Annotated in this window: 23 protein-coding genes; 7 read left to right on the forward strand and 16 right to left on the reverse strand. The window is 62.8% G+C overall.

The genetic code is table 11. From position 1 onward, the window contains the following. Nucleotides 1-13: 13 nt before the first annotated feature. The 13 genes from AC3WLP_RS04145 to AC3WLP_RS04205 all read right to left on the reverse strand — a co-directional run bounded on the left by AC3WLP_RS04145 (nucleotide 14) and on the right by AC3WLP_RS04205 (nucleotide 12,397). Nucleotides 14-952 (reverse strand): S66 peptidase family protein, encoded by a 939-nt coding sequence (locus tag AC3WLP_RS04145; protein ID WP_088513259.1) that lies wholly within the window; start codon nucleotides 950-952, stop codon nucleotides 14-16. 98 nt (nucleotides 953-1,050) lie between these two features. Then, nucleotides 1,051-2,067 carry a lipoyl synthase gene (gene lipA, locus AC3WLP_RS04150; RefSeq protein WP_003249742.1) on the reverse strand — a complete coding sequence of 339 codons (1,017 nt, stop codon included), beginning with the start codon at nucleotides 2,065-2,067 and terminating at the stop codon, nucleotides 1,051-1,053. Between the two features lie 2 nt (nucleotides 2,068-2,069). Further along, complete coding sequence (gene lipB, locus AC3WLP_RS04155) at nucleotides 2,070-2,717, reverse strand: lipoyl(octanoyl) transferase LipB (protein WP_003249738.1); 648 nt, start codon at nucleotides 2,715-2,717, stop codon at nucleotides 2,070-2,072. Further along, nucleotides 2,717-2,992 carry a DUF493 domain-containing protein gene (locus AC3WLP_RS04160; protein WP_003249736.1) on the reverse strand — a complete coding sequence of 92 codons (276 nt, stop codon included), beginning with the start codon at nucleotides 2,990-2,992 and terminating at the stop codon, nucleotides 2,717-2,719. The genes lipB and AC3WLP_RS04160 overlap by 1 nt, the downstream gene beginning before the upstream one ends. A 73-nt stretch (nucleotides 2,993-3,065) precedes the next feature. Continuing rightward, nucleotides 3,066-4,226: a D-alanyl-D-alanine carboxypeptidase family protein gene (locus AC3WLP_RS04165; RefSeq protein ID WP_003249733.1), complete on the reverse strand. Its 1,161-nt coding sequence runs from the start codon at nucleotides 4,224-4,226 to the stop codon at nucleotides 3,066-3,068. Between the two features lie 220 nt (nucleotides 4,227-4,446). After that, complete coding sequence (locus AC3WLP_RS04170; protein ID WP_003249731.1) at nucleotides 4,447-5,448, reverse strand: septal ring lytic transglycosylase RlpA family protein; 1,002 nt, start codon at nucleotides 5,446-5,448, stop codon at nucleotides 4,447-4,449. Next, entirely contained in the window at nucleotides 5,448-6,458 is a 1,011-nt protein-coding gene (gene mltB / locus AC3WLP_RS04175; RefSeq protein WP_003249729.1) for a lytic murein transglycosylase B, read from the reverse strand. Before mltB ends, AC3WLP_RS04170 begins: the two co-directional genes overlap by 1 nt. 17 nt (nucleotides 6,459-6,475) lie before the next feature. Then, a complete protein-coding gene (rodA, locus tag AC3WLP_RS04180; RefSeq protein ID WP_003249727.1) occupies nucleotides 6,476-7,579 on the reverse strand; it encodes a rod shape-determining protein RodA in 1,104 nt (367 codons plus the stop codon). Nucleotides 7,580-7,617: 38 nt separating this feature from the next. After that, entirely contained in the window at nucleotides 7,618-9,507 is a 1,890-nt protein-coding gene (gene mrdA / locus AC3WLP_RS04185; RefSeq protein WP_003249725.1) for a penicillin-binding protein 2, read from the reverse strand. 16 nt (nucleotides 9,508-9,523) lie between these two features. Beyond that, a complete protein-coding gene (rlmH, locus tag AC3WLP_RS04190; protein WP_003249722.1) occupies nucleotides 9,524-9,991 on the reverse strand; it encodes a 23S rRNA (pseudouridine(1915)-N(3))-methyltransferase RlmH in 468 nt (155 codons plus the stop codon). A gap of 10 nt (nucleotides 9,992-10,001) precedes the next feature. Further along, on the reverse strand, nucleotides 10,002-10,421 hold the full coding sequence (gene rsfS, locus AC3WLP_RS04195) for a ribosome silencing factor (RefSeq protein ID WP_009685825.1): 420 nt from the start codon (nucleotides 10,419-10,421) through the stop codon (nucleotides 10,002-10,004). A gap of 43 nt (nucleotides 10,422-10,464) precedes the next feature. After that, nucleotides 10,465-11,157, reverse strand: coding sequence for a nicotinate-nucleotide adenylyltransferase (gene nadD, locus AC3WLP_RS04200; protein WP_014592538.1), 693 nt, complete (start codon nucleotides 11,155-11,157; stop codon nucleotides 10,465-10,467). Further along, nucleotides 11,126-12,397, reverse strand: coding sequence for a glutamate-5-semialdehyde dehydrogenase (locus tag AC3WLP_RS04205; RefSeq protein ID WP_014754574.1), 1,272 nt, complete (start codon nucleotides 12,395-12,397; stop codon nucleotides 11,126-11,128). The genes nadD and AC3WLP_RS04205 overlap by 32 nt, the downstream gene beginning before the upstream one ends. 329 nt (nucleotides 12,398-12,726) lie before the next feature. Here AC3WLP_RS04205 and AC3WLP_RS04210 point away from each other — a divergent pair, with 329 nt between their 5' ends. Continuing rightward, nucleotides 12,727-13,395: a DNA-3-methyladenine glycosylase gene (locus AC3WLP_RS04210; protein ID WP_088513261.1), complete on the forward strand. Its 669-nt coding sequence runs from the start codon at nucleotides 12,727-12,729 to the stop codon at nucleotides 13,393-13,395. A gap of 2 nt (nucleotides 13,396-13,397) precedes the next feature. Then, nucleotides 13,398-14,714, forward strand: a complete 1,317-nt coding sequence (locus AC3WLP_RS04215) for a bifunctional DedA family/phosphatase PAP2 family protein (RefSeq protein ID WP_088513262.1) — start codon at nucleotides 13,398-13,400, stop codon at nucleotides 14,712-14,714. 111 nt (nucleotides 14,715-14,825) lie between these two features. Here the strand turns inward: AC3WLP_RS04215 and AC3WLP_RS04220 are convergent, their stop codons facing one another. Genes AC3WLP_RS04220 through AC3WLP_RS04230 form a run of 3 tightly spaced genes read right to left on the reverse strand, consistent with a single transcriptional unit; the run spans nucleotide 14,826 to nucleotide 16,501 of the window. Continuing rightward, nucleotides 14,826-15,416, reverse strand: a complete 591-nt coding sequence (locus AC3WLP_RS04220) for an LON peptidase substrate-binding domain-containing protein (protein ID WP_003249708.1) — start codon at nucleotides 15,414-15,416, stop codon at nucleotides 14,826-14,828. Nucleotides 15,417-15,425: 9 nt separating this feature from the next. Next, a complete protein-coding gene (locus AC3WLP_RS04225; protein WP_004576852.1) occupies nucleotides 15,426-16,142 on the reverse strand; it encodes an LrgB family protein in 717 nt (238 codons plus the stop codon). Then, entirely contained in the window at nucleotides 16,139-16,501 is a 363-nt protein-coding gene (locus AC3WLP_RS04230; protein WP_014861016.1) for a CidA/LrgA family protein, read from the reverse strand. Before AC3WLP_RS04230 ends, AC3WLP_RS04225 begins: the two co-directional genes overlap by 4 nt. Before the next feature lie 143 nt (nucleotides 16,502-16,644). Between AC3WLP_RS04230 and AC3WLP_RS04235 the strand changes: the two genes are divergently transcribed. From AC3WLP_RS04235 to fis, 5 genes are all read left to right on the forward strand, one after another. Continuing rightward, entirely contained in the window at nucleotides 16,645-17,100 is a 456-nt protein-coding gene (locus AC3WLP_RS04235; RefSeq protein WP_088513263.1) for a MaoC family dehydratase, read from the forward strand. 116 nt (nucleotides 17,101-17,216) lie between these two features. Next, nucleotides 17,217-18,095, forward strand: coding sequence for a 50S ribosomal protein L11 methyltransferase (gene prmA / locus AC3WLP_RS04240; protein WP_003249700.1), 879 nt, complete (start codon nucleotides 17,217-17,219; stop codon nucleotides 18,093-18,095). Nucleotides 18,096-18,137: 42 nt separating this feature from the next. Next, nucleotides 18,138-19,493, forward strand: coding sequence for a DUF3426 domain-containing protein (locus AC3WLP_RS04245; RefSeq protein WP_088513264.1), 1,356 nt, complete (start codon nucleotides 18,138-18,140; stop codon nucleotides 19,491-19,493). A gap of 207 nt (nucleotides 19,494-19,700) precedes the next feature. Further along, nucleotides 19,701-20,714, forward strand: coding sequence for a tRNA dihydrouridine synthase DusB (dusB, locus tag AC3WLP_RS04250; RefSeq protein ID WP_003249695.1), 1,014 nt, complete (start codon nucleotides 19,701-19,703; stop codon nucleotides 20,712-20,714). After that, nucleotides 20,711-21,031, forward strand: coding sequence for a DNA-binding transcriptional regulator Fis (fis, locus tag AC3WLP_RS04255; protein WP_003249693.1), 321 nt, complete (start codon nucleotides 20,711-20,713; stop codon nucleotides 21,029-21,031). The genes dusB and fis overlap by 4 nt, the downstream gene beginning before the upstream one ends. The last annotated feature ends 24 nt before the right edge of the window (nucleotides 21,032-21,055 follow it).

Here is a 21,055-nt window from a genome sequence, read left to right on the forward strand (position 1 = left end):
GGCCCCGGTAATCTCACACCCTGAACAGATCCTGCTCCAGCACCAGTGTTTGCTGAACACTGTCCAGCCTCACCCGAGCCCCCAGGGGCAAGCAGACATTCGGGTCGCAGTGCCCGCTGCGCCAACCCGCCAGCACCGGCACACCCAACGGTGCAAACGTATCCTCCAGCAACGGCGTCAGCGCCGCTGTGGTAATCCCGGCAAAGTCGCCCACCAACACGCCTTTGATCCCCTCCAGCTTGCCTGCCAGGCGTAACTGGGTCAGCAGCCGATCCACCCTGTACAACGGCTCGTTGACGTCCTCGATGAACAGGATGCAGCCCTGGGTATCCAGCTCGGCAAGGGTCCCCATGGTCGCCCCCAGCATCGACAGGTTGCCACCCAGCAGCGGTCCGCTGGCCACCCCCGGCAGCACACAGTCCAATGCGAAGCCCGCCGGGTGCGCGACCTGCTCGCCTGCCCTCACATGCCCACCCAGTTGCGCCAGCAACGACGACTCGGTCGGTGGCAACTTGGCCCCCAACAGGTCGGCATTGAGCATCCCCCCATGGAAGGTCAGCAGCCCGGCATGCCGGTAGATCGCCGTATGCAGCGCGGTGATGTCGCTGTAGCCGATCAGCGGCTTGGGGTTGCGCCGGATCAGTTCAAAGTCGAGCTGGTCAAGCAGGCGCATGCTGCCGTAGCCCCCACGCATGCACAGAATGGCGTCCATGGCCGGATCGGCAAACGCTGCATGCAAGTCCTGCAGGCGCTGCTGGTCCGGCCCCGCCAGGTAGCCCTGCGCCTGCAGGGCACCCGGGTAGATACGGCACCGGTAGCCGCGGTCAACGAACCACTGGCTAACCTTCTGCGCATCAAGCCGCGCCGCGCCCGCCGGGGCGACAATGGCAAAACATGCGTTGGCCGGCAGCGCGGCTGGCAGGGTGGGTTGGAAGGTTTTGGCGCAATACATCGCGACTCCTTGCAGCGCATGGGACACAAACAAAAATGCCGATGCCGCCCTTGGGCGCGCATCGGCATCTGTGGCTCTGCTCTAGGCTAGCGCATAGCTCAGAGCTTGATCTTGGCTTCGTGGGCCTGCTGGTCGGCGTGGTACGAAGAACGCACCAGCGGGCCAGAGGCAACGTTCTTGAAGCCCATCTTGTAACCTTCCTCGGCGAACCAGGCAAAGGTGTCCGGGTGAACGAAACGCTGCACCGGCAAGTGGCTACGCGACGGCTGCAGGTACTGGCCAAGGGTGAGCATGTCGATGTCATGCTCGCGCATGCGATGCATCACTTCGATCACTTCCTCGTCGGTTTCGCCCAGGCCGAGCATCAGGCCGGACTTGGTCGGTACGTGTGGCACCAGCTGCTTGAATTTCTGCAGCAAGTCCAGCGACCAGTCATAGTCCGAGCCCGGGCGCGCGGCCTTGTACAGGCGCGGTACGGTCTCGAGGTTGTGGTTGAACACATCTGGTGGCTCTTGCGCGGTGATTTCCAGGGCAACGTCCATACGGCCACGGTAGTCCGGCACCAAGGTCTCCAACTGCACGCCCGGCGACAGCGCGCGGATTTCCCGGATGCAGTCAGCAAAGTGCTGGGCACCGCCGTCACGCAGGTCGTCGCGGTCCACCGAGGTGATCACCACATACTTCAGGCGCAGGTCGGCAATGGCAACCGCCAGGTTTTTCGGCTCGTCCAGATCCAGCGGCTTCGGTCGGCCATGGCCAACGTCGCAGAACGGGCAACGACGGGTGCAGATGTCACCCATGATCATGAAGGTGGCGGTACCACCCGAGAAGCACTCGCCCAGGTTCGGGCAGGAGGCCTCTTCGCATACGCTGTGCAGTTTGTGCTTGCGCAGCAGTTGTTTGATGCGGTCTACCTCGGGCGACACTGGGATACGCACGCGAATCCAGTCGGGCTTCTTTGGCAGCTCATCGGTAGGGATGATCTTCACCGGGATGCGCGCGACTTTGTCGGCACCACGCAGCTTGACCCCAGCTTCCACCTTCTTCGGCGCTGGGCGCGGGGTGGCATCCTGGGTAGGTATCAGGTTCGGCACGGCTTCTTGCACAGTTGTCATATTCAGTCGATTCCGCCCGTGAGGGTCGTCTGCTCAGCGTAGTCGAGGTGCTTGACCAGCTGTCCGCGCAGCCTTGTCCTGACCTCGTCGAGTTCGATCGGACCTGCCAGATCGCGCAGCTGGGTCATCGCCAGCCCCGCATAGCCGCAGGGGTTGATTCGGCGGAATGGCGCAAGGTCCATGTCCACGTTCAGGGCAAGGCCGTGAAACGAACGGCCGTTGCGAATTCGCAGGCCGAGGGAGGCGATTTTCGCTCCGTCGACATAGACACCCGGGGCATCGGGCTTGGCAGACGCCTGAACAGCATAGCTGGCGAGCAGGTCGATGAGGGCCAGCTCGATACGGCTGACCAGCTCACGCACGCCAAAGCCCAGCCGGCGCACATCCAGCAGCAGGTAGGCCACCAGCTGCCCGGGGCCATGGTAGGTGACCTGGCCGCCGCGGTCGGTCTGCACCACCGGGATGTCGCCCGGCACCAGCAGGTGCTCGGCCTTGCCGGCCTGCCCCTGGGTGAAGACCGCAGGGTGCTCGACCAGCCAGATTTCATCCTGGCTGTCCGGGCTGCGCTGCTCGGTAAAACGACGCATGGCCTCCAGCACCGGTTCATAGGGCTGCAGGCCAAGCTCGCGAAAACCGAGGCAGGCGGACATCAAAGCACCATTTTCACGATGCCGGTAGCGCGCAGGGCGCTGTTGATATCGTGCAACTGGTTCTCGCTTTCGGCAACGATGTGCAATTGCACGGTGGTGTACTTGCCTTCCTTGCTTTGGCGTTCGGCCAGGGTGGAAAGGTCGACTTTGGCGTGCTTGCTGAGAATCTCGATGACCGTGTCCTTGAAACCGACAACGGTGTCACCGATGACCTTGATCGGGTAATCGTCGCAAGGGAATTCGATCTTGTGCGACTTGACGTCTGGTTCGCTCATGGCGGAAACGGCCTCGTAAGCCGTGGCAACAACAACACCCCCGCGGTAGGCGCGGGGGCATGCAGGTCACGTATCAGTTGAACAACCCGTAGAAGAATAGACGGATGCTATCCCACATACGGCGGAAGAAACCACCTTCCTCGACGCCATCAAGGGCAATCAGGTCGGCGCTGTGAACCACTTTCTCGTCCAGTTTGACTTCCACTTTGCCGATCACGTCACCTTTGGCGATCGGTGCGGTGAGCTGCGGGTTCATGGTCATCGAAGCCTGCAGGCGCTTCAATTGGCCTTTAGGCATAGTCATGGTCAGGTCGTCAGCCAGGCCAGCCTTGATCTGGCTGGTAGCGCCCTTCCAGACCGGGGCCTGGGTCAGCTCGGTGCCCTTCTGGTAGAAGGTCTGGGTTTCGAAGAAGCGGAAACCGTAGGTCAGCAGCTTCTGGGTTTCGGCAGCACGCGATTGTTCGCTGTTGGTACCGAACACCACGGCGATCAGGCGCTGGCCGTCACGAACGGCCGAAGCCACCATGCAGTAGCCGGCTTCGTCGGTGTGACCGGTTTTCAGGCCATCGACGGTCTTGTCGCGCCACAGCAGCAGGTTGCGGTTAGGCTGCTTGATGTTGTTCCAGAAAAACTCTTTCTGCGAGTAGATGGCGTAGTGGGCCGGGTCGACATTGATGATCGCACGGGCCAGGGTTGCCATGTCGTGCGCCGACGAGTAGTGCTCGGGGTTCGGCAGGCCGGTCGGGTTCATGAAGTGGCTGTTGGTCATGCCCAGGTCGGCAGCCGTCTTGTTCATCATGTCGGCAAAGGCGTCTTCGCTGCCGGCGATGTGCTCGGCCAAGGCGACCGAGGCGTCGTTACCGGACTGGATGATGATGCCGTGCAGCAGGTCGCTGACCGTGACCTGGCTGCCAACCTTGATGAACATGCGCGAACCGCCGGTACGCCATGCGTTTTCGCTGACAGTAACCGGGTCGCTTTCACCGATCTGGCCGCGGCGGATGTCCAGGGTGGCGATGTAGGCGGTCATCAGCTTGGTCAGGCTGGCTGGCGGCAGGCGCTCGTCACCGTTGTTCTCGACCAGCACGTTGCCGCTGGACGCGTCCATGAGTACGTAGGACTTGGCTGCCAGTTGGGGTGGCGCAGGCGTCATCTGCTCCGCCGCGAAGGCGGCAGGCGTGATCAGCAGCAGTACAGGCAGGCAAAGTCGTTTGGCAAGGTTGGTGATGTTCATCCGTCTCTCGAAAATCGCTAATGGTCTGAGATGTTCCCTGGGCAAGATCATGTGCCCAGCGCCAGTCAGTCTAGTTTTATGGCCGTTGGCCTGGCCCGCGGACGTGCGGCTTTATGTCGCTGCGGGCAAAAGCGGTCATTGTACATGGCCGCGACCGGCAATTCATGACAAAACCGATAGTTTGGTGTTGCCGTCTTCGCAGGCGCGCCCGCCCCCACAGTCAGTCTGCTGTGACCAGCTTTGCCTGCCCCAAGTTCGCCAGGCGAATGCTGTCCTGTGCTTGCTGGATCTCGCCCTGGCTGCCGATCGGCCCCAGGCGCACGCGGTGCAGGGTCTGCTGGTTACGCACGATCGAGCTGATGAACACGGGTGCATTGACCATGGTGCTGAGCTTGGCGCGCAGCAACTCGGCAGCGTCCGGGTTGGCGAACGCGCCTACCTGCAAGAAACTGCCACCGCTACCGCCAGGCACGTTATTGCCACCCACCTGCACCGGTACCACGGGCGCGGCGTGCTGCTGTGGCGGCGGGGTCCATTGCTCGACACGCCCGGTACTGGCCGGTATTGCCTGGGTCTGGGCCACTTGCGGCTCTTTCAGCACCATAGGTGGGGTCTGGCCACGCTGGGCCCACCACTGCTGCGGGTCGATGCCCTCGACGCGCACGTGCGCGGTACCGATCTCGGCATAACCGAGCTTTTTTGCCGCAGCATAGGACAAATCAATGATGCGGTCGGAATAGAACGGGCCACGGTCGTTGACCCGCAGGATCACGCTGCGGTTATTGGCGAGGTTGGTCACCTTGACGTAGGCCGGCAGAGGCAGGGTCTTGTGAGCCGCGCTCATGCCATACAGGTCGTACAGTTCGCCATTGGCGGTGTTCTGCCCATGGAACTTGGTGCCGTACCACGACGCCGTACCCTCGGCGCGGTAGTTGCGCGAGTCCTGCATCGGGTAGTAGGTCTTGCCAAGCACCGTGTACGGGTTGGCCTTGTAGTTACCGGTGTGCACGGTCGGGGTGGCATCGGGGATCTTGTTCACATCCACGTCCCACCACGGTGCGCCGTCCTTGTGCGCCCGGTTGATGTCCAGGCCCGGCTGGCTGCGCACGACGTTACCACTGCTTTTCGGGGCCGGGCGGTTGGAAGAGCAGCTGGCCAGCGCCACACCGACGGCGAGGCAGGTGAGCAGCTTGAAAGCGTTGCCAGAGATGATTGCGCGCATTACTTGACGCCCCGTACTTGAACCAGCTGTTCCGCAAGCTGATGTACCGCCATGGCATACATCACACTGCGGTTGTAGCGAGTGATCGCGTAGAAGTTCTTCAGGCCCATCCAGTACTCGGGGCCGCTCTCGCCCTCGAGACGGAAGGCGGTAACCGGCAGATCATCGCGCAGCGAATCATGAACCGACCAGCCAAGCGTACGCAACTCCCCTACCGTTTTCACCGGCTCGATGCCGGTGGTCAGCCCTTCGTCGGCGCGCATGCCTTCCACCCAGGCGCGGCTGACCACACCCTCGCCGGCCACCCAGCCGTGGCGCTTGAAGTAGCTGGCCACACTGCCGATGGCATCGTCAGGGTTGTTCCAGATATTGATGTGGCCGTCCCCGTCGAAGTCCACCGCGTAGTTGCGGAAGCTGCTTGGCATGAACTGCGGCAGCCCCATGGCGCCAGCGTACGAGCCCTTGAGCGTCAAGGGGTCGAGCTGCTCATCCCGGGCCAGCAGCAGGAACTCACGCAGCTCCTTGCGGAAGAACTCGGCCCGTGGCGGGTAGTCGAAGCCCAGCGTCGACAGGGCGTCGATCACCCGGTAGTTGCCGGTATTGCGGCCAAAAAAGGTTTCCACGCCAATGATTGCGACAATGTACTGCGCAGGTACGCCGTACTCCTGCTCGGCACGTGCCAACACAGCCTCGTGCTGACGCCAGAAATCCACACCGCGAGCGATACGTGCATCGGTGATGAACATCGGCCGATAGTCCTTCCACGGTTTGACCCGCTCGGCCGGGCGCGATATGGCGTCGAGGATCGACTGCTTGCGCTGTACCTCACGGAACACACCCATCAGTTGCTCAGGCGCAAAACCATAGTCGCGGCTCATTTCGCCAACGAACGCGGCTACCTGGGGCGAGCCGTCGTATTCGCCGGCATGGGCCAGCTGTACAGCGCCGAACAGGCCCACCGCACCGATCCAAGGCGCACAACGGGCAGCCCAGTTACGCACTGCTTGCATGAAATTGTTCACCTTATTCAAACCTGCGCGATCCATTTGCGGTGCGTATGGATCGACATCAAAACGCCAAACGCTGACAGCAGCGTCACCAACGATGTTCCGCCATAGCTGATGAAAGGTAGCGGCACGCCCACCACGGGCAGAAGGCCGCTTACCATTCCGATATTGACGAACACGTATACAAAAAAAGTCATGGTCAGGCTGCCCGCAAGCAGCTTGCCGAACAGGGTCTGCGCCTGGGCGGTGATCACCAGACCACGGCCGATCAGCAGCAGGTAGACAATCAGCAGCAGGCAGATGCCAACCAGGCCGAACTCCTCGCCGAGCACGGCGATGATGAAGTCGGTGTGGCTTTCCGGCAAAAAGTCCAGGTGCGACTGCGTGCCAAGCAGCCAGCCTTTGCCAAACACCCCGCCCGAGCCGATCGCCGCCTTGGACTGGATGATGTTCCAACCGGTGCCCAACGGGTCGCTTTCAGGGTCGAGGAAGGTCAATACCCGCTGCTTCTGGTAGTCGTGCATGACGAAGAACCACATGGCCACCGCGACGGGCACGGCTGCCGCCAGCACGCTGAGGATCCAGCGCCAGCGCAAGCCGCCCATGAACAGCACGAAGGCACCGGAGGCCAGGATCAGCAGCGCAGTCCCCAGGTCGGGCTGACGTACGATCAGCATGAACGGCACGCCGATCAGCACCAGGCTGATCGCCACGTGCTTCAAATGGGGCGGCAAGGTGCGCTTGGACAGGTACCAGGCGATGGTCGCCGGCATGATGATCTTCATGAATTCCGAGGGCTGGAAGCGGATCACCCCCGGAATGTTGATCCAGCGCGTGGCACCCATGGCGTTGTGGCCCATCACATCCACCACTACCAGCAACAGCACCCCGGCCAGGTAGGCCAGCGGCACCCAACGCGCCATGAAGCGCGGCTCCAGCTGGGCGATGACGAACATCGACACCAGACCGATGCCAAACGAGGTGGCTTGCTTGAGCAGCAGGTCCCAGTTCTTGCCACTGGCCGAATACAGTACGAACAGGCTGCCGGCCGCAAGGGTCAGCAGAATGATCAGCAAGGGGCCGTCGATATGAATGCGTTGCAGAAAGCTCGCACGCCGACGCATCACATCCTCGCTGGAGAGCATGCGATCGAAATTGTTCATCACAGGGCCGATTCCTGGGTAACGGTGGCGGGCGCGAACTCGGGTTTGAGCCGGCCGTTTTCGTCGAGCAGCCAGGCGTCCATGATCTGGCGAACCACCGGAGCGGCGACACCCGAGCCGGACTCACCGTTCTCGACCATCACCGAAACCACGATTTTCGGGGCTTCGGCTGGGGCAAACGCGACGAACAAGGCATGGTCGCGGTGGCGCTCCTGGAGTTTGTTGCGGTCATACTTCTCGCCCTGCTTGATCGCCACCACCTGGGCGGTGCCGCTCTTGCCGGCAATGCGGTACTGGGCACCGGCTGCTGCCTTGCGCGCGGTACCGCGGGCGTTGTGCATCACCTGTTCCATGCCATGGGTGACCTTGGCCCAGTCGGACTTGTCACGCAGCACGATGTCTTCCATGGGGTTGTCGTCCACCGGCGGCAGGCCTTCGATGGTCTTGGCCAGGTGTGGGCGGTTCCACACACCTTTGTTGGCGATCAGTGCAGTGGCCTGGGCCAGTTGCAGCGGCGTAGCCTGCATATAGCCCTGGCCGATGCCGAGAATCAGGGTTTCGCCAGGGAACCAGGCCTGGCGACGGGTGGCACGCTTCCATTCGCGCGACGGCATCAACCCGGCAGATTCCTCGAACATATCGAGGGAAACCCGCTGGCCGATACCGAACTTGTTCATGTAGCTGGACAACCGATCGATGCCCATCTTGTGCGCAAGGTCATAGAAGTAGGTGTCGTTCGAGCGCATGATGGCGGTGTCCAGGTCGACCCAGCCATCACCGGAACGGTTCCAGTTACGGTATTTATGGTCGTAGTTGGGCAACTGGTAGTAGCCAGGGTCGAACACCCTGCTGCTGGCATTCACGACGCCACTGTCCAGACCGGCAATAGCCACCGCCGGCTTGATGGTCGACCCCGGCGGGTACAGGCCACGCAGCACGCGGTTGAACAGCGGCCGATCGATCGAATCGCGCAATTCGGCATAGGCCTTGAAGCTGATGCCGGTGACGAACAGGTTGGGGTCGAAGCTAGGCTGACTCACCATCGCCAGTACCTCGCCGGTGCGCGGGTCGAGCGCAACCACTGCACCACGCCGGCCTCCCAGGGCGGCTTCAGCGGCCTCCTGCAGCTTGATGTCCAGGCTCAGCACAATGTCCTTGCCCGGCTTCGGGTCGGTGCGCTTGAGCACCCGCAGCACACGGCCACGGGCGTTGGTCTCGACTTCCTCGTAACCCACCTGACCGTGCAGGGCGGCCTCGTAGAAGCGCTCGATGCCGGTCTTGCCGATATGGTGGGTACCGCTGTAGTTCACCGGGTCGAGCGTTTTCAGCTCTTTCTCGTTGATCCGCCCTACATAACCCACCGAATGGGCAAAATGCGCACCCTGCGGGTAATGCCGCACCAGCTGGGCCACCACCTCGACACCCGGCAGGCGGAACTGGTTTACCGCCACGCGGGCAATCTGCTCTTCGTTGAGCTCGAACAGAATCGGCACCGGCTCGAATGGCCGGCGGCCTTGGCGCATGCGCTTCTCGAACAGGGCACGGTCGTCAGCGGTGAGCTCAAGCACTTCGACGATGGTATCCAGCACTTCCTGCCAGTTACCCGCACGTTCGCGGGTCATCGACAGGCTGAAGCTGGGCCGGTTGTCGGCAACGATCACCCCGTTGCGGTCGAAGATCAACCCGCGGGTCGGCGGGATCGGCTGCACATGCACCCGGTTGTTCTCCGACAGCGTGGAGTGGTAGTCGTACTGGATGATCTGCAGGTAGTACAGCCGTGCGATCAACACGCAGACAAGCAGCATGATCGCCACTGCGCCGACCACGACGCGGTTGCGCACCAGGCGGGCGTCTTTCTCGTGGTCCTTGAGACGGATCGGCTGCGACATCGGACTGCTTACAGGCTCATTTGTGGTAAGGGTGCCCGGACAACACGGTCCAGGCGCGGTAGATCTGCTCGCCGATGAGTATCCTTACCAACGGGTGCGGCAACGTCAGCGGCGACAGCGACCAACGTTGCTCGGCGCGCGCGCAAACCTCAGGCGCCAGGCCCTCCGGGCCGCCCACCATCAAATTCACCGTGCGCGCATCCAGGCGCCAGCGGTCCAGCTCGGTGGCCAGCTGCTCGGTACTCCAGGGCTTGCCATGGACCTCGAGGGTGACAATGCGTTCCCCAGGCTGCACCTTGCTCAGCATGGCTTCGCCCTCCTGACGGATCAGGCGGGCGACGTCGGCATTCTTGCCACGGGTATTCAGCGGGATTTCCACCAGCTCCAGCGACAGCTCGGCGGGCAGGCGCTTGGCATATTCATGCCAGCCTTCCTCGACCCACTTCGGCATGCGCGAGCCGACCGCAATCAGGCGCAGACGCACAGCGCTTTCCTTATTCGCGGTCTTTGAGCTTGTCGGAGTACTCGTGGGCATGGTCCGGGCTGTGGTGCTTGCCATCGGCGGCACGGCTTTGCTCGGCACCCTGCCACAGGCGCTCAAGGTCGTAGAACTGGCGGGCAGCGGCGGTCATCATGTGCACGATGACGTCGTTCAGGTCCAGCAGCACCCAGTCGCTGTCGCCCTTGCCTTCTTCACCCAGTGGCTGGGCGCCCTTGGCCTTGACGGCTTCACGGACCTTTTCGGCCATCGCGTTGATCTGGCGGTTGGAGGTACCGGTGGCAATGATCATGTAGTCGGTCAGGCTGTGCTTCTCGCGCACGTCGATGACCTGGATGTCCTGGGCCTTGACGTCTTCCAGCGCTGCCTTGGTCACTGCGACCAGTTCTTCGCCGTAAATTTTCTGCTTGGTCATATAAAACTCGTTCAACTCGTTGGATGAGGCGCCAGAGGCACCGTCAGTTGGGCGCACGATACAGTTCGTGCGCCTCGATATAGGCCAGTACGGCGTCCGGCACCAGGAACCTCACCGATTTGCCGCTGGCCAGCAGCTGTCGGATCTGTGTAGCCGACACCGCAAGCGGCGTCTGCCAGACGAACGAAATATTTCCCGCCGGGCCGGACATGGCGGTGGGATCGCTCTCCGAGCGCGCAGCCAACAGGTTGCGCAACTCGTCAGGGGGTTCTACGTCGGCATCCGGACGTTGCAGTACCAGGATGTGACAGTGTTGCAGCAATTCTTCCCAGCGATGCCAGGCGGGCAGACCACAAAAGGCATCCCAACCCAGCACCAGGAACAACTGGTCGTTGCCGGACAGTTCGGCGCGGATCGATTCCAGCGTATCGATGGTGTACGACGGCTTGTCACGTTCCAGCTCGCGGGCATCGACGCTCAGGCAAGCGACGCCCTGCACCGCTTCACGGACCATGGCCAGGCGATCCTGCGCGGCCACCTGTGGCGTGTCGCGGTGCGGCGGCCGGGCATTGGGCAACAGGCGTAGCTCATCCAGCCCCATGAACTCGGCCACTTCCAGCGCGCTGCGCAAGTGGCCGATATGCACGGGGTCGAAGGTACCACCTAGAATGCCGATACGCCGGACTGCCTGGGCCTTGCTCAACTCAGCAGGACCCCTGGCCGCGCAACTGGCCATCGCCGATCACCACGTACTTCTCGCAGGTCAGGCCTTCCAGACCGACAGGGCCGCGGGCATGCAGCTTGTCGGTGGAAATACCGATTTCCGCACCCAGGCCGTACTCGAAGCCATCGGCAAAGCAGGTCGGGGTGTTGAGCATGACCGACGCCGAATCGACCTCAGCCATGAACTGACGGGCTTCACCCTGGTGTTCGCTGATGATCGAGTCGGTGTGGTGCGAGCCATAGTGATTGATGTGCTCGATGGCCTGGTTCAGGCCGTCGACCACGCGAATCGACAGGATCGCATCGAGGTATTCCGTGTGCCAGTCGGCTTCGGTGGCCGGTTTGGCGCTGATGATAGCCTGGGTACGCTCGCAACCGCGCAGCTCCACGCCCTTCTCCACGAAGCGGCGGGCCATTTCTGGCAAAAAGCGCTCAGCCACTTGCTGGTCGACCAGCAGCGTTTCCATGGCACCGCAGATGCCGTAGCGGTAGGTCTTGGCGTTGAAAGCCACATTCCAGGCCTTGTCCAGGTCGGCATGCTGGCTGACATAGATGTGGCAGATGCCGTCCAGGTGCTTGATCACCGGCACGCGGGCATCGCGGCTGATGCGCTCGATCAGGCCACGGCCTCCGCGCGGTACGATGACATCGACGAATTCCGGCATGCTGATCAGCGCGCCCACGGCTTCGCGGTCGGTGGTTTCGACCACCTGCACCACCGCCGCCGGCAGGCCGGCTTCGGCCAGGCCACGCTGAATGCAGGTGGCAATGGCGCGGTTGGAGTGTATGGCTTCGGAACCGCCCCGCAGGATGGTTGCATTGCCCGACTTGAGGCACAGGCTGGCGGCATCAATGGTCACGTTCGGACGCGATTCATAGATGATCCCGATCACCCCCAGCGGGGTACGCATCTTGCCTACCTGAATGCCCGATGGACGGTAGCTCATGTCGCGGATGGCACCGACCGGGTCCGGCAGGCTGGCCACCTGGCGCAAGCCGGTGATCATGCCGTCGATACGCGCCGGGGTCAGTGCCAGACGGTCGAGCAGTGCGGGCTCCAGGCCACTGGCGCGGCCGGCGGCCAGGTCCAGTTCGTTGGCAGCGGCGAGTTCGGCACGGGCAGCGTCCAACGCGTCGGCGGCGGCTTGCAGGGCGCGGTTCTTCTGCGCGGTGCTGGCACGGCCAATCACCCGGGAAGCCTCACGGGCAGCGCGACCCAGGCGGGTCATATAGTCAAGAACGGACTCAGTCATGGGTTCGGTGTCTTGGCGAAGGGGAAATCGGCTGATTATAACTGCCGCGCAGGTGTACGCCCAGCGGCGGGTGGCGGATGGTAGAAAATGGATGGGTCAATGTGTAGGAAAGATGTAACCGGGGTTATCGAGATTTCCATCGCCTGTTGCGGCCCTTTCGCGGCCGCGCCCGCTCCCACAGGGATTTTACAAGGCCTGGACCTATGCACCACCAGTGGGAGCGGGCATGCCCGCGAAAGGGCCGGCATTGCCAACATCACCCTCCAATTCAGCCTCGATTAAGCCATTCATTGCTATCATCCCCGCCTCTCCAGCCACGAACTGCCCGCATGCCAGCCCTGCCCGACAGCTTTTTCGACCGCGACGCCCAGACCCTGGCCAAGGCCCTGCTGGGCAAGGTCATCCGTCACCGCCACGGCGACCTGTGGCTGGCCGCGCGGATCATCGAGACCGAGGCCTACTACCTTTCCGACAAAGGTAGCCACGCTTCGCTCGGCTACACCGAAAAACGCAAGGCGCTATTCCTGGATGGGGGGCATATCTACATGTACTACGCCCGCGGCGGCGACTCGCTGAACTTCAGCGCCCACGGGCCGGGCAACGCGGTGCTGATCAAGTCTGCCTATCCTTGGCAGGACATCCTCTCGGGGCCCGACAGCCTGGCGCAGATGCAACTGAACAACCCCGATGCAAGCGGCAATATCCGCCCGCAAGAGCGTCTGTGCGCCGGCCAGACCCTGCTTTGCCGGGCCCTGGGCCTGAAAGTGCCGCATTGGGACGCCCAGCGTTTCGACGCCGAACGCCTGTACGTCGAGGACTGCGGCAACGCCGTGCCCCGGGTGATCCAGGCCGCTCGCCTGGGCATTCCGCACGGGCGCGACGAGCACCTGCCGTACCGCTTCGTCGATGCCGGGTACGCCCGTTTCTGCACACGGAACCCGTTACGCCGCGGCCAAGTCGAAGGCCGTGATTTCTTCATTCTCGAACAAGGAAGCTGAACATGGGCCAATGGCTCGACAGCCTGACCGGCTGGCTCAGCGCCAACCCGCAGTGGCTTGGCCTGGCGATTTTCCTGGTGGCCTGCATCGAATGCCTGGCCATCGCCGGCATTATCGTGCCGGGCACCGTACTGCTGTTCGCCGTTGCGGTACTGGCCGGCAGTGGCACGTTCAGCCTGGGCGAAACGCTGCTCCTCGGCTTTCTCGGCGGCCTGCTGGGCGACGCCTTGTCTTACGCAGTGGGCAAGTACTTCCACCAGAACATTCGCCGGCTGCCGCTGCTACGTCACCATCCGGAATGGATCGGCAGCGCCGAAAGCTACTTCCAGCGTTATGGCATCGCCAGCCTGCTGGTAGGCCGTTTCATCGGCCCGCTGCGGCCGATGCTGCCAATGGTCGCCGGCATGTTCGACATGCCCCTGCCGCGCTTCATCGCCGTCAGCCTGCTGGCGGGTGCCGGCTGGTCGGTCGCCTACCTACTGCCCGGCTGGGCCACCGGCGCCGCCATGCGCCTGCCCCTGCCGGAAGGCTTCTGGCTGGACGCCGGGATCATCGCCGGCGCCCTCGCGGTGCTGATCGGCCTGAGCCTGAATACCAGCCTGCGTGACCAGCGCCACGGCACCCGGCTGGTTGCCGCGCTCAGCTTCATCACCCTGGCCGGTGTATTCCTCGGCTGGCCCTACCTCCATGAGTTCGACCAAGGCGTGATGACACTGGTCCAGGAGCATCGCAGCCAGGCCATCGACAGCACCGTGGTGCTGGTGACACGGCTAGGCGATTTCCGCACCCAGTTGTTCCTCGGCGGCCTGCTGACCGGCCTGCTGCTGCTTGCCCGTCAGTGGCGACACGCATTTTTCGCGGCGGGCGCGTTGATGGGCACGGCGATCGCCAACGGCACACTGAAATGGCTATTTGCCCGGGCCAGGCCGGAAGTACTGACCGACCCACTGACCAGCTACAGCATGCCCAGCGGGCACAGCTCGGCATCGTTCGCGTTCTTCCTGGTCATGGCCGTGCTGGCAGGGCGTGGCCAGCCACCACGGATGCGCCTGACCTGGGTGATGCTGGGGTGCATTCCGGCACTGGCGATTGCCCTGTCGAGGGTGTACCTGGGGGCGCACTGGCCAACCGATATCCTGGCTGGGGCCCTGCTGGCCTGTTGCGTATGCGCACTCAGCCTGACATTGGTGCAACGCCAGCAGACCCTGCCAGCCCTGCCGCTGCGGGTGTGGTGGCTGGTGTTGCCGGCATGCGTGGCGCTGCTGGCGTTCTTCGCCATGCATGCGTTGCCGCAGGCGTTGGTCAGGTATCAGTATTGATGTTGCCTGTGCCGGCCTATTCGCGGGTGAGCCCGCTCCTACACTGGGTATCGCGCTTGTTGTAGGAGAGGGTTTACCCGCGAATAGGCCGGCACAGGCAATGCAGAACCATCAGGCGAACAACTCACCCTGAATCCGCTCCAGCAGCTTCTGGATTTCCCCCAGCCGCTGCTGCGGCGAATCGAGGGTCAGCAGGTCCAGCTTGTCCTCTTCCATGAACGGCAACAGATACGCCAGCTGATTGGCCAGCGCCTGACGCCCGTCCACCGGGCGCGGCATGCCCAGCGCTTCGACCATGGGGTGCTCACCCAGGGCCACCAGCAGCGCCAATAGGTCGTCATCGGCTTCCAGCAATGGGCTGTCTGCCTGCTCCGGCAGCCATTGCACCTGGCCCACCAGCAGCTGGTCCTTCTGCACCTCGGAGCTTTCCAGATTGAAGCGCCGCACGCCCTCGACGCGAATGCCCAGCAAGCCGTTATCCTGCTGCACGAAGTCGCGGATCACCGCTTCACAGCCGATCGAGGCGACCACCGGCGGCGCCTTGCCGACTTGTTCGCCCTCAAGGATGCACACCACCCCAAATCCTTCGCCCTGCTTCATGCAGCGCCCGATCATGTCCAGGTAGCGCGCCTCGAAAATCTGCAAATCGAGAAAGCAGCCAGGAAACAGCACGGTATTGAGCGGAAACAGCGGTAGCGTCATCACAATTCCTCAAGCCACCAGGCTGACTGCCAGCGGCAGGAACACCGCTGTAGCCACTCCCATCAGGCTCATCGCCAGCGCGGCAAAGGCGCCGCATTCGTCACTTTCCTGCAGGGCCACCGAAGTGCCGACTGCGTGTGCGGTCACGCCCAGCGACATGCCGCGCGCCTCAGGGCTGTGCACGCCGAAGCGGCTCAGCAATGCCGGGCCGAAGATCGCCCCAATCACCCCGGTAATCAACACGAACACTGCCGCCAGGGCCGCCACGCCGCCAATCTGCTCAGCCACCAGCATGGCGATCGGCGAGGTGACGGACTTCGGCGCCATGGTCATCAGGATCATGTGCTCGGCACCGAACCACCAGCCCAGCACCAGGCAGCAGAGCGTGGCGAACAGGCCTCCGACTACCAGCGTAGTAAATGTAGGCCAGAACAGCTGACGGATACGCCGCAGGTTGAGGTAGAGCGGCACAGCCAGGGCCACCGTAGCGGGCCCCAGCAGGATGTTCATGATTTCGGTGCTTTTGCGGTATTCGCTGTAATCGATACCGCACAGCAGCAACACACCGATCACCAGCAGCATCGACACCAGTACAGGTTGCAGGAAGATCCAGCGGGTTTTCTCGTAGGCTGCCAGCACTACCTGATAGGCCCCCAGCGTGATGCCAATACCGAACAATGGGTGGTGAATGACCGCATCGAGTGCGCCCTGCCAGTCGAGCATCATGGCTGCTCCTCACGCTTGCCCTGGCGCTGGATGAGCTTTTGCATCAGCACACCGACGAACACCAGGGTCAACAGACAGGAGATCAGCAAGGCCCCGACAATCGCCCAGAAGTCGGCGGCAATGTCCTTGGCATATACCATCACCCCGACTGCCGGCGGTACCAGCAGCAGCGGGAGATAGCGCAGCAAGCTGCTGGCGGCCTCGTTCAGCGGCTTGCCGACCTCACCGCGAGCCATGAGAAAGAGCAGCAACAACAACAGGCCGATGATCGGCCCGGGCAAAAACGGCACAAACAGGTGATTGATCGCCGTCCCCAGCAGCTGGAACAGCACCAGCCAGGTCAAACCACGCAACAGCATAAGCATCTCCCTCGGGCATGGCCGCCATTATAAGCACGCACAGCTTCAGACCGATATTCGCCGAAAAGCGGGCAACTTGACTGAAACGGTTCGCCGTGCTGATCTTGTACTTTCGTACCAACTGACAACCCGGAGAGTCCGCGATGCCCCATGTACCGGTTACAGAGCTTTCGCAGTACGTTGGCAAGGAGCTGGGCCACTCGGAGTGGTTGAAGATCGACCAGCAGCGCATCAACCTGTTCGCCGAGGCGACCGGCGACTTCCAGTTCATCCATGTCGACCCTGAGAAGGCAGCAAAAACCCCGTTTGGCGGCACGATTGCCCATGGGTTCCTGACCTTGTCGCTGATCCCCAAGCTGATCGAGGACATCCTCGTTCTGCCGCAAGGGCTGAAGATGGTGGTGAACTACGGGCTGGACAGCGTGCGCTTCATTCAGCCGGTAAAGGTCGACAGCCGGGTTCGGCTGAAGGTAAAGCTGGGCGAGGTGACCGAGAAAAAACCGGGGCAGTGGCTACTCAAGGCGATTGCCACGCTGGAGATCGAGGGTGAAGAGAAGCCTGCTTATATAGCCGAGTCGCTGTCGCTCTGTTTTGTCTGATACATGCCCGGGGGCTGCAGTGCAGCCCCCGATCCACAAATCCCCCGCACTCGCGTAAACTGCCAGCCTTCGCGCAGCCTAGGGCTGCCCCTGTCGATTTATCAAAGGTGCCCGCCATGCCCTGGCTGCAAGTACGCCTGGCCATCAGCCCGGAACAAGCCGAAACCTATGAAGATGCGCTGCTTGAAGTAGGCGCCGTCTCGGTCACGTTCATGGATGCCGAAGATCAACCGATCTTCGAACCAGACCTCAACACCACTCCGCTGTGGTCGCACACTCACCTGCTGGCGCTGTTCGAGGCCGATGCCGACCCTGAACAGGTGTTCGCCCACCTGCGCCTGCTGACCGGCGCCGAGCTGCCCGAGCACCAGGCCGAGGTGATCGAGGACCAGGACTGGGAGCGCAGCTGGATGGACAACTTCCAGCCGATGCGCTTCGGCCGACGCCTGTGGATCGTGCCCAGCTGGCACGATGCCCCGGAAAAGGACGCCGTGAACCTGCTGCTCGACCCGGGCCTGGCCTTTGGCACCGGCACCCACCCCACCACGGCCCTGTGCCTGGAATGGCTCGACGGCCAGCAGCTTGAAGGCACCCAGGTGCTGGACTTTGGCTGCGGTTCGGGCATCCTGGCCATCGCTGCGCTGCTGCTGGGCGCCCGCGAAGCGGTAGGCACCGACATCGACGTGCAGGCCATCGAGGCTTCGCGCGACAACGCCCAACGCAACGGCATTGCCGACGAGAAACTGGCGCTGTACCTGCCCGAACACATGCCGGCGATGCAGGCCGACGTGCTGGTTGCCAACATCCTCGCCGGCCCGCTGGTGTCGCTGGCGCCACAGTTGTCCGGCCTGGTTCGCCCAGGTGGCCTGCTGGCGCTGTCTGGCATCCTCGCCGAGCAAGGTGAAGACGTGGCCGCCGCTTATGCCGCCGACTTTGAACTGGACCCGATCGTCGTGCGCGACGGCTGGGTGCGCATCAGTGGTCGGCGTCGCTAAGCGGGCCTAGAATACTTTTCTGCACAGCTCCCGGATTGCCGCATGACCGACAGTTTCGTCACCCAGTGCCCGCATTGCCAGACCAGCTTTCGCGTCACCCACCACCAGTTGGGCGTGGCGCGTGGCGTGGTGCGCTGCGGTCACTGCCTGCAGGTATTCAATGCCGCCAAGCAGCTGCTGGAGCAAAACCGCGCCGCTACCACCAGCGCCCCCGTGGTGCCGGCACCGGTACCTGCAGTGCCTGCCGCGCCGCTGGCCGAGCCGGCGCAAGAGCCCGCCGACAGCGTACGCGGCACCCCTCCTGACCAGGACTGGGCGCTGACTGCCCAGGCGCTGGACGAGCTCGACCTCGACAAGGAACTGGAGCGCCTGGAGCGTCGCGGCCAACCGGCCCCGGCCCACCCGGCCAGCAAGGATGAGAAGCTGCAGGCACGGCGCGATGAACTTCACCCGGACGAACACGCAGAAGACCTTTTCGGTACGGCTACCGATGAGCCCTACGCGCCGCAGGAACCGGCAGAGCCTACCCCGGTGCTACTGGAACCGGAACCTTTGGAGCTGGACCTGGAGCCTGCCCCCGGCGAGCGTACCGAGCCTACCCTGGGCAGCAACCTTGACCTGGACATCGATGGCGAGCCGCCTGTGCACCGAGCGGCCGAACGCGATGACCAGCCCGCATTCAGCGAACCGCTGCGCATCAGCGATGACGAAACCCCGGAAAAAGGCCTGAGCGCCCGCGACGACGAACCACTGGCGCTGCGCCTGTCGGCGCACGACGACGAGCCCGTCGAGCCACTGCCCGGAGAGCGCCTGGAACCAGGCTTTGCTGGCAAGCCCGAGCGCCCCTCGCGCAAGGAGCCGCTGGTCGATGTGGTCGATGACCCGCTGCAGCTAGGCTGGGAAAAACCCGCACCCAACTGGGGCAAGCGCCTGCTGTGGGGCTTTCTGACCCTGCTGGCTGCCGGCCTGCTGGCGTTCCAGTACGTGTGGTTCCATTTCGACGAAATGGCCCGACAGGACCAGTATCGGCCGATTTTCCAGCAAATCTGCCCGATGATCGGTTGCCAAGTGCCTACCCGCGTCGATATTGCACGCATCAAGAGCAGCAATCTGGTGGTGCGCAGCCATCCGGACTTCAAGGGCGCACTCATTGTCGACGCGATCATCTACAACCGCGCACCGTTCGCCCAGCCATTCCCATTGCTGGAGCTGCGCTTCGCCGATCTCAATGGCCAACTGATCGCCAGCCGTCGCTTCAAGCCCAGCGAGTACCTGTCGGGGGAACTGGCAGGGCGCGGCGAAATGCCCAGCCAGACGCCAATCCACATTGCCCTGGACATCCTCGACCCTGGGCCGAAGGCCGTGAATTACAGCCTGAGCTTCCGTTCGCCGGAGTAGGCGACAAGCGGCCAGCAGCAAACGACAAGACAAGAAGCCCCAACCGCGACCGCTTTTCGTCCTGTCGCTTGCTGCTTGAAGCGCAAAGGCATAAGCCGACAACTGTTCAGATTTTATCCAAATCCATCTTTATCCAGTCATCGAGAGCGGGTATCATGCCAACCCTTTTTCGAACTCCAAGATTCGGCCCCACAACAGGGATCACCTATGTCGGCGGTACGCATCGGCCAATACACACTACGTAACAACCTGATCCTCGCGCCCATGGCCGGGGTCACGGACCAGCCTTTCCGTACACTTTGCCAGCGCCTGGGCGCCGGCATGGTGGTGTCGGAAATGGTAAGCAGCGACATGAGCCTGTGGAACAGCCGCAAGTCGAGCCTGCGCCGCATCCATGAAGGTGATCCCGAGCCACGCTCGGTGCAGATCGCCGGCGGTGATGCGCAGATGATGGCAGCGGCGGCAAAGGCCAATGTCGAAGCGGGTGCCCAGATCATCGACATCAACATGGGCTGCCCGGCAAAAAAAGTCTGCAACAAAGCCGCAGGCTCTGCTTTATTGAGAGATGAAGCCTTGGTCAGCGAGATCCTCCACGCCGTGGTCAGCGCTGTGGACGTACCGGTGACCCTGAAAATCCGCACCGGCTGGGACCGGGCGAACAAGAACGGCCTGAACGTGGCGAAGATTGCCGAACAGGCTGGCATCCAGGCGCTGGCGGTGCATGGCCGCACACGTGCCGACCTGTACACCGGCGAAGCCGAATACGACACCATCGCTGCCATCAAGCAGGCGGTGTCAATCCCGGTTTTTGCCAACGGCGATATCACCTCGCCAGAAAAGGCCCGGGCGGTGCTGGAAACCACCGGGGTCGATGGCCTGTTGATTGGCCGGGCTGCCCAAGGGCGGCCATGGATCTTTCGCGAGATCGAGCATTACCTGCGCACTGGCGAACATCTGCCAGCGCCGCAACTGGACGAAGTGGAACGCATCCTGCTGGAGCATCTGGCCGCGCTGCATGCCTTCTATGGCGATGTGATGGGCGTACGTATCGCCCGCAAGCACGTTGGCTGGTACCTGGCAACACGACCCGGCGGCAAGGAGTTTCGCGCCCGGTTCAACGCTTTGGAAGACACACAAGCGCAGTGCGCCAACGTTCGCGCGTTTTTCAGCGAACGTCGACAGAGCCTTGAGACAGAGGACGGACAAGGGGTGGCCGCATGACGATGATGACCGAGAATTTTGTGAGTGGAACAACGCCCGTGAGCGACAACGCCAACCTGAAACAGCACCTCAACACGCCGAGCGAAGAGGGCCAGACCCTTCGCGACAGCGTCGAGAAGGCGCTGCACAACTACTTCGCCCACCTGGAAGGCGCGACCGTGACGGACGTGTACAACCTGGTGCTCTCCGAAGTCGAGGCGCCCCTGCTCGAAAGCGTGATGAACTACGTGAAGGGCAACCAGACCAAGGCCAGCGAGATGCTCGGGCTGAACCGAGGCACCCTGCGCAAGAAGCTCAAGCAGTACGACTTGTTGTAAGCCAGAATCCCATCCAGAAAAGGC

Source organism: Pseudomonas sp. FW305-E2 (genome assembly GCF_058782925.1).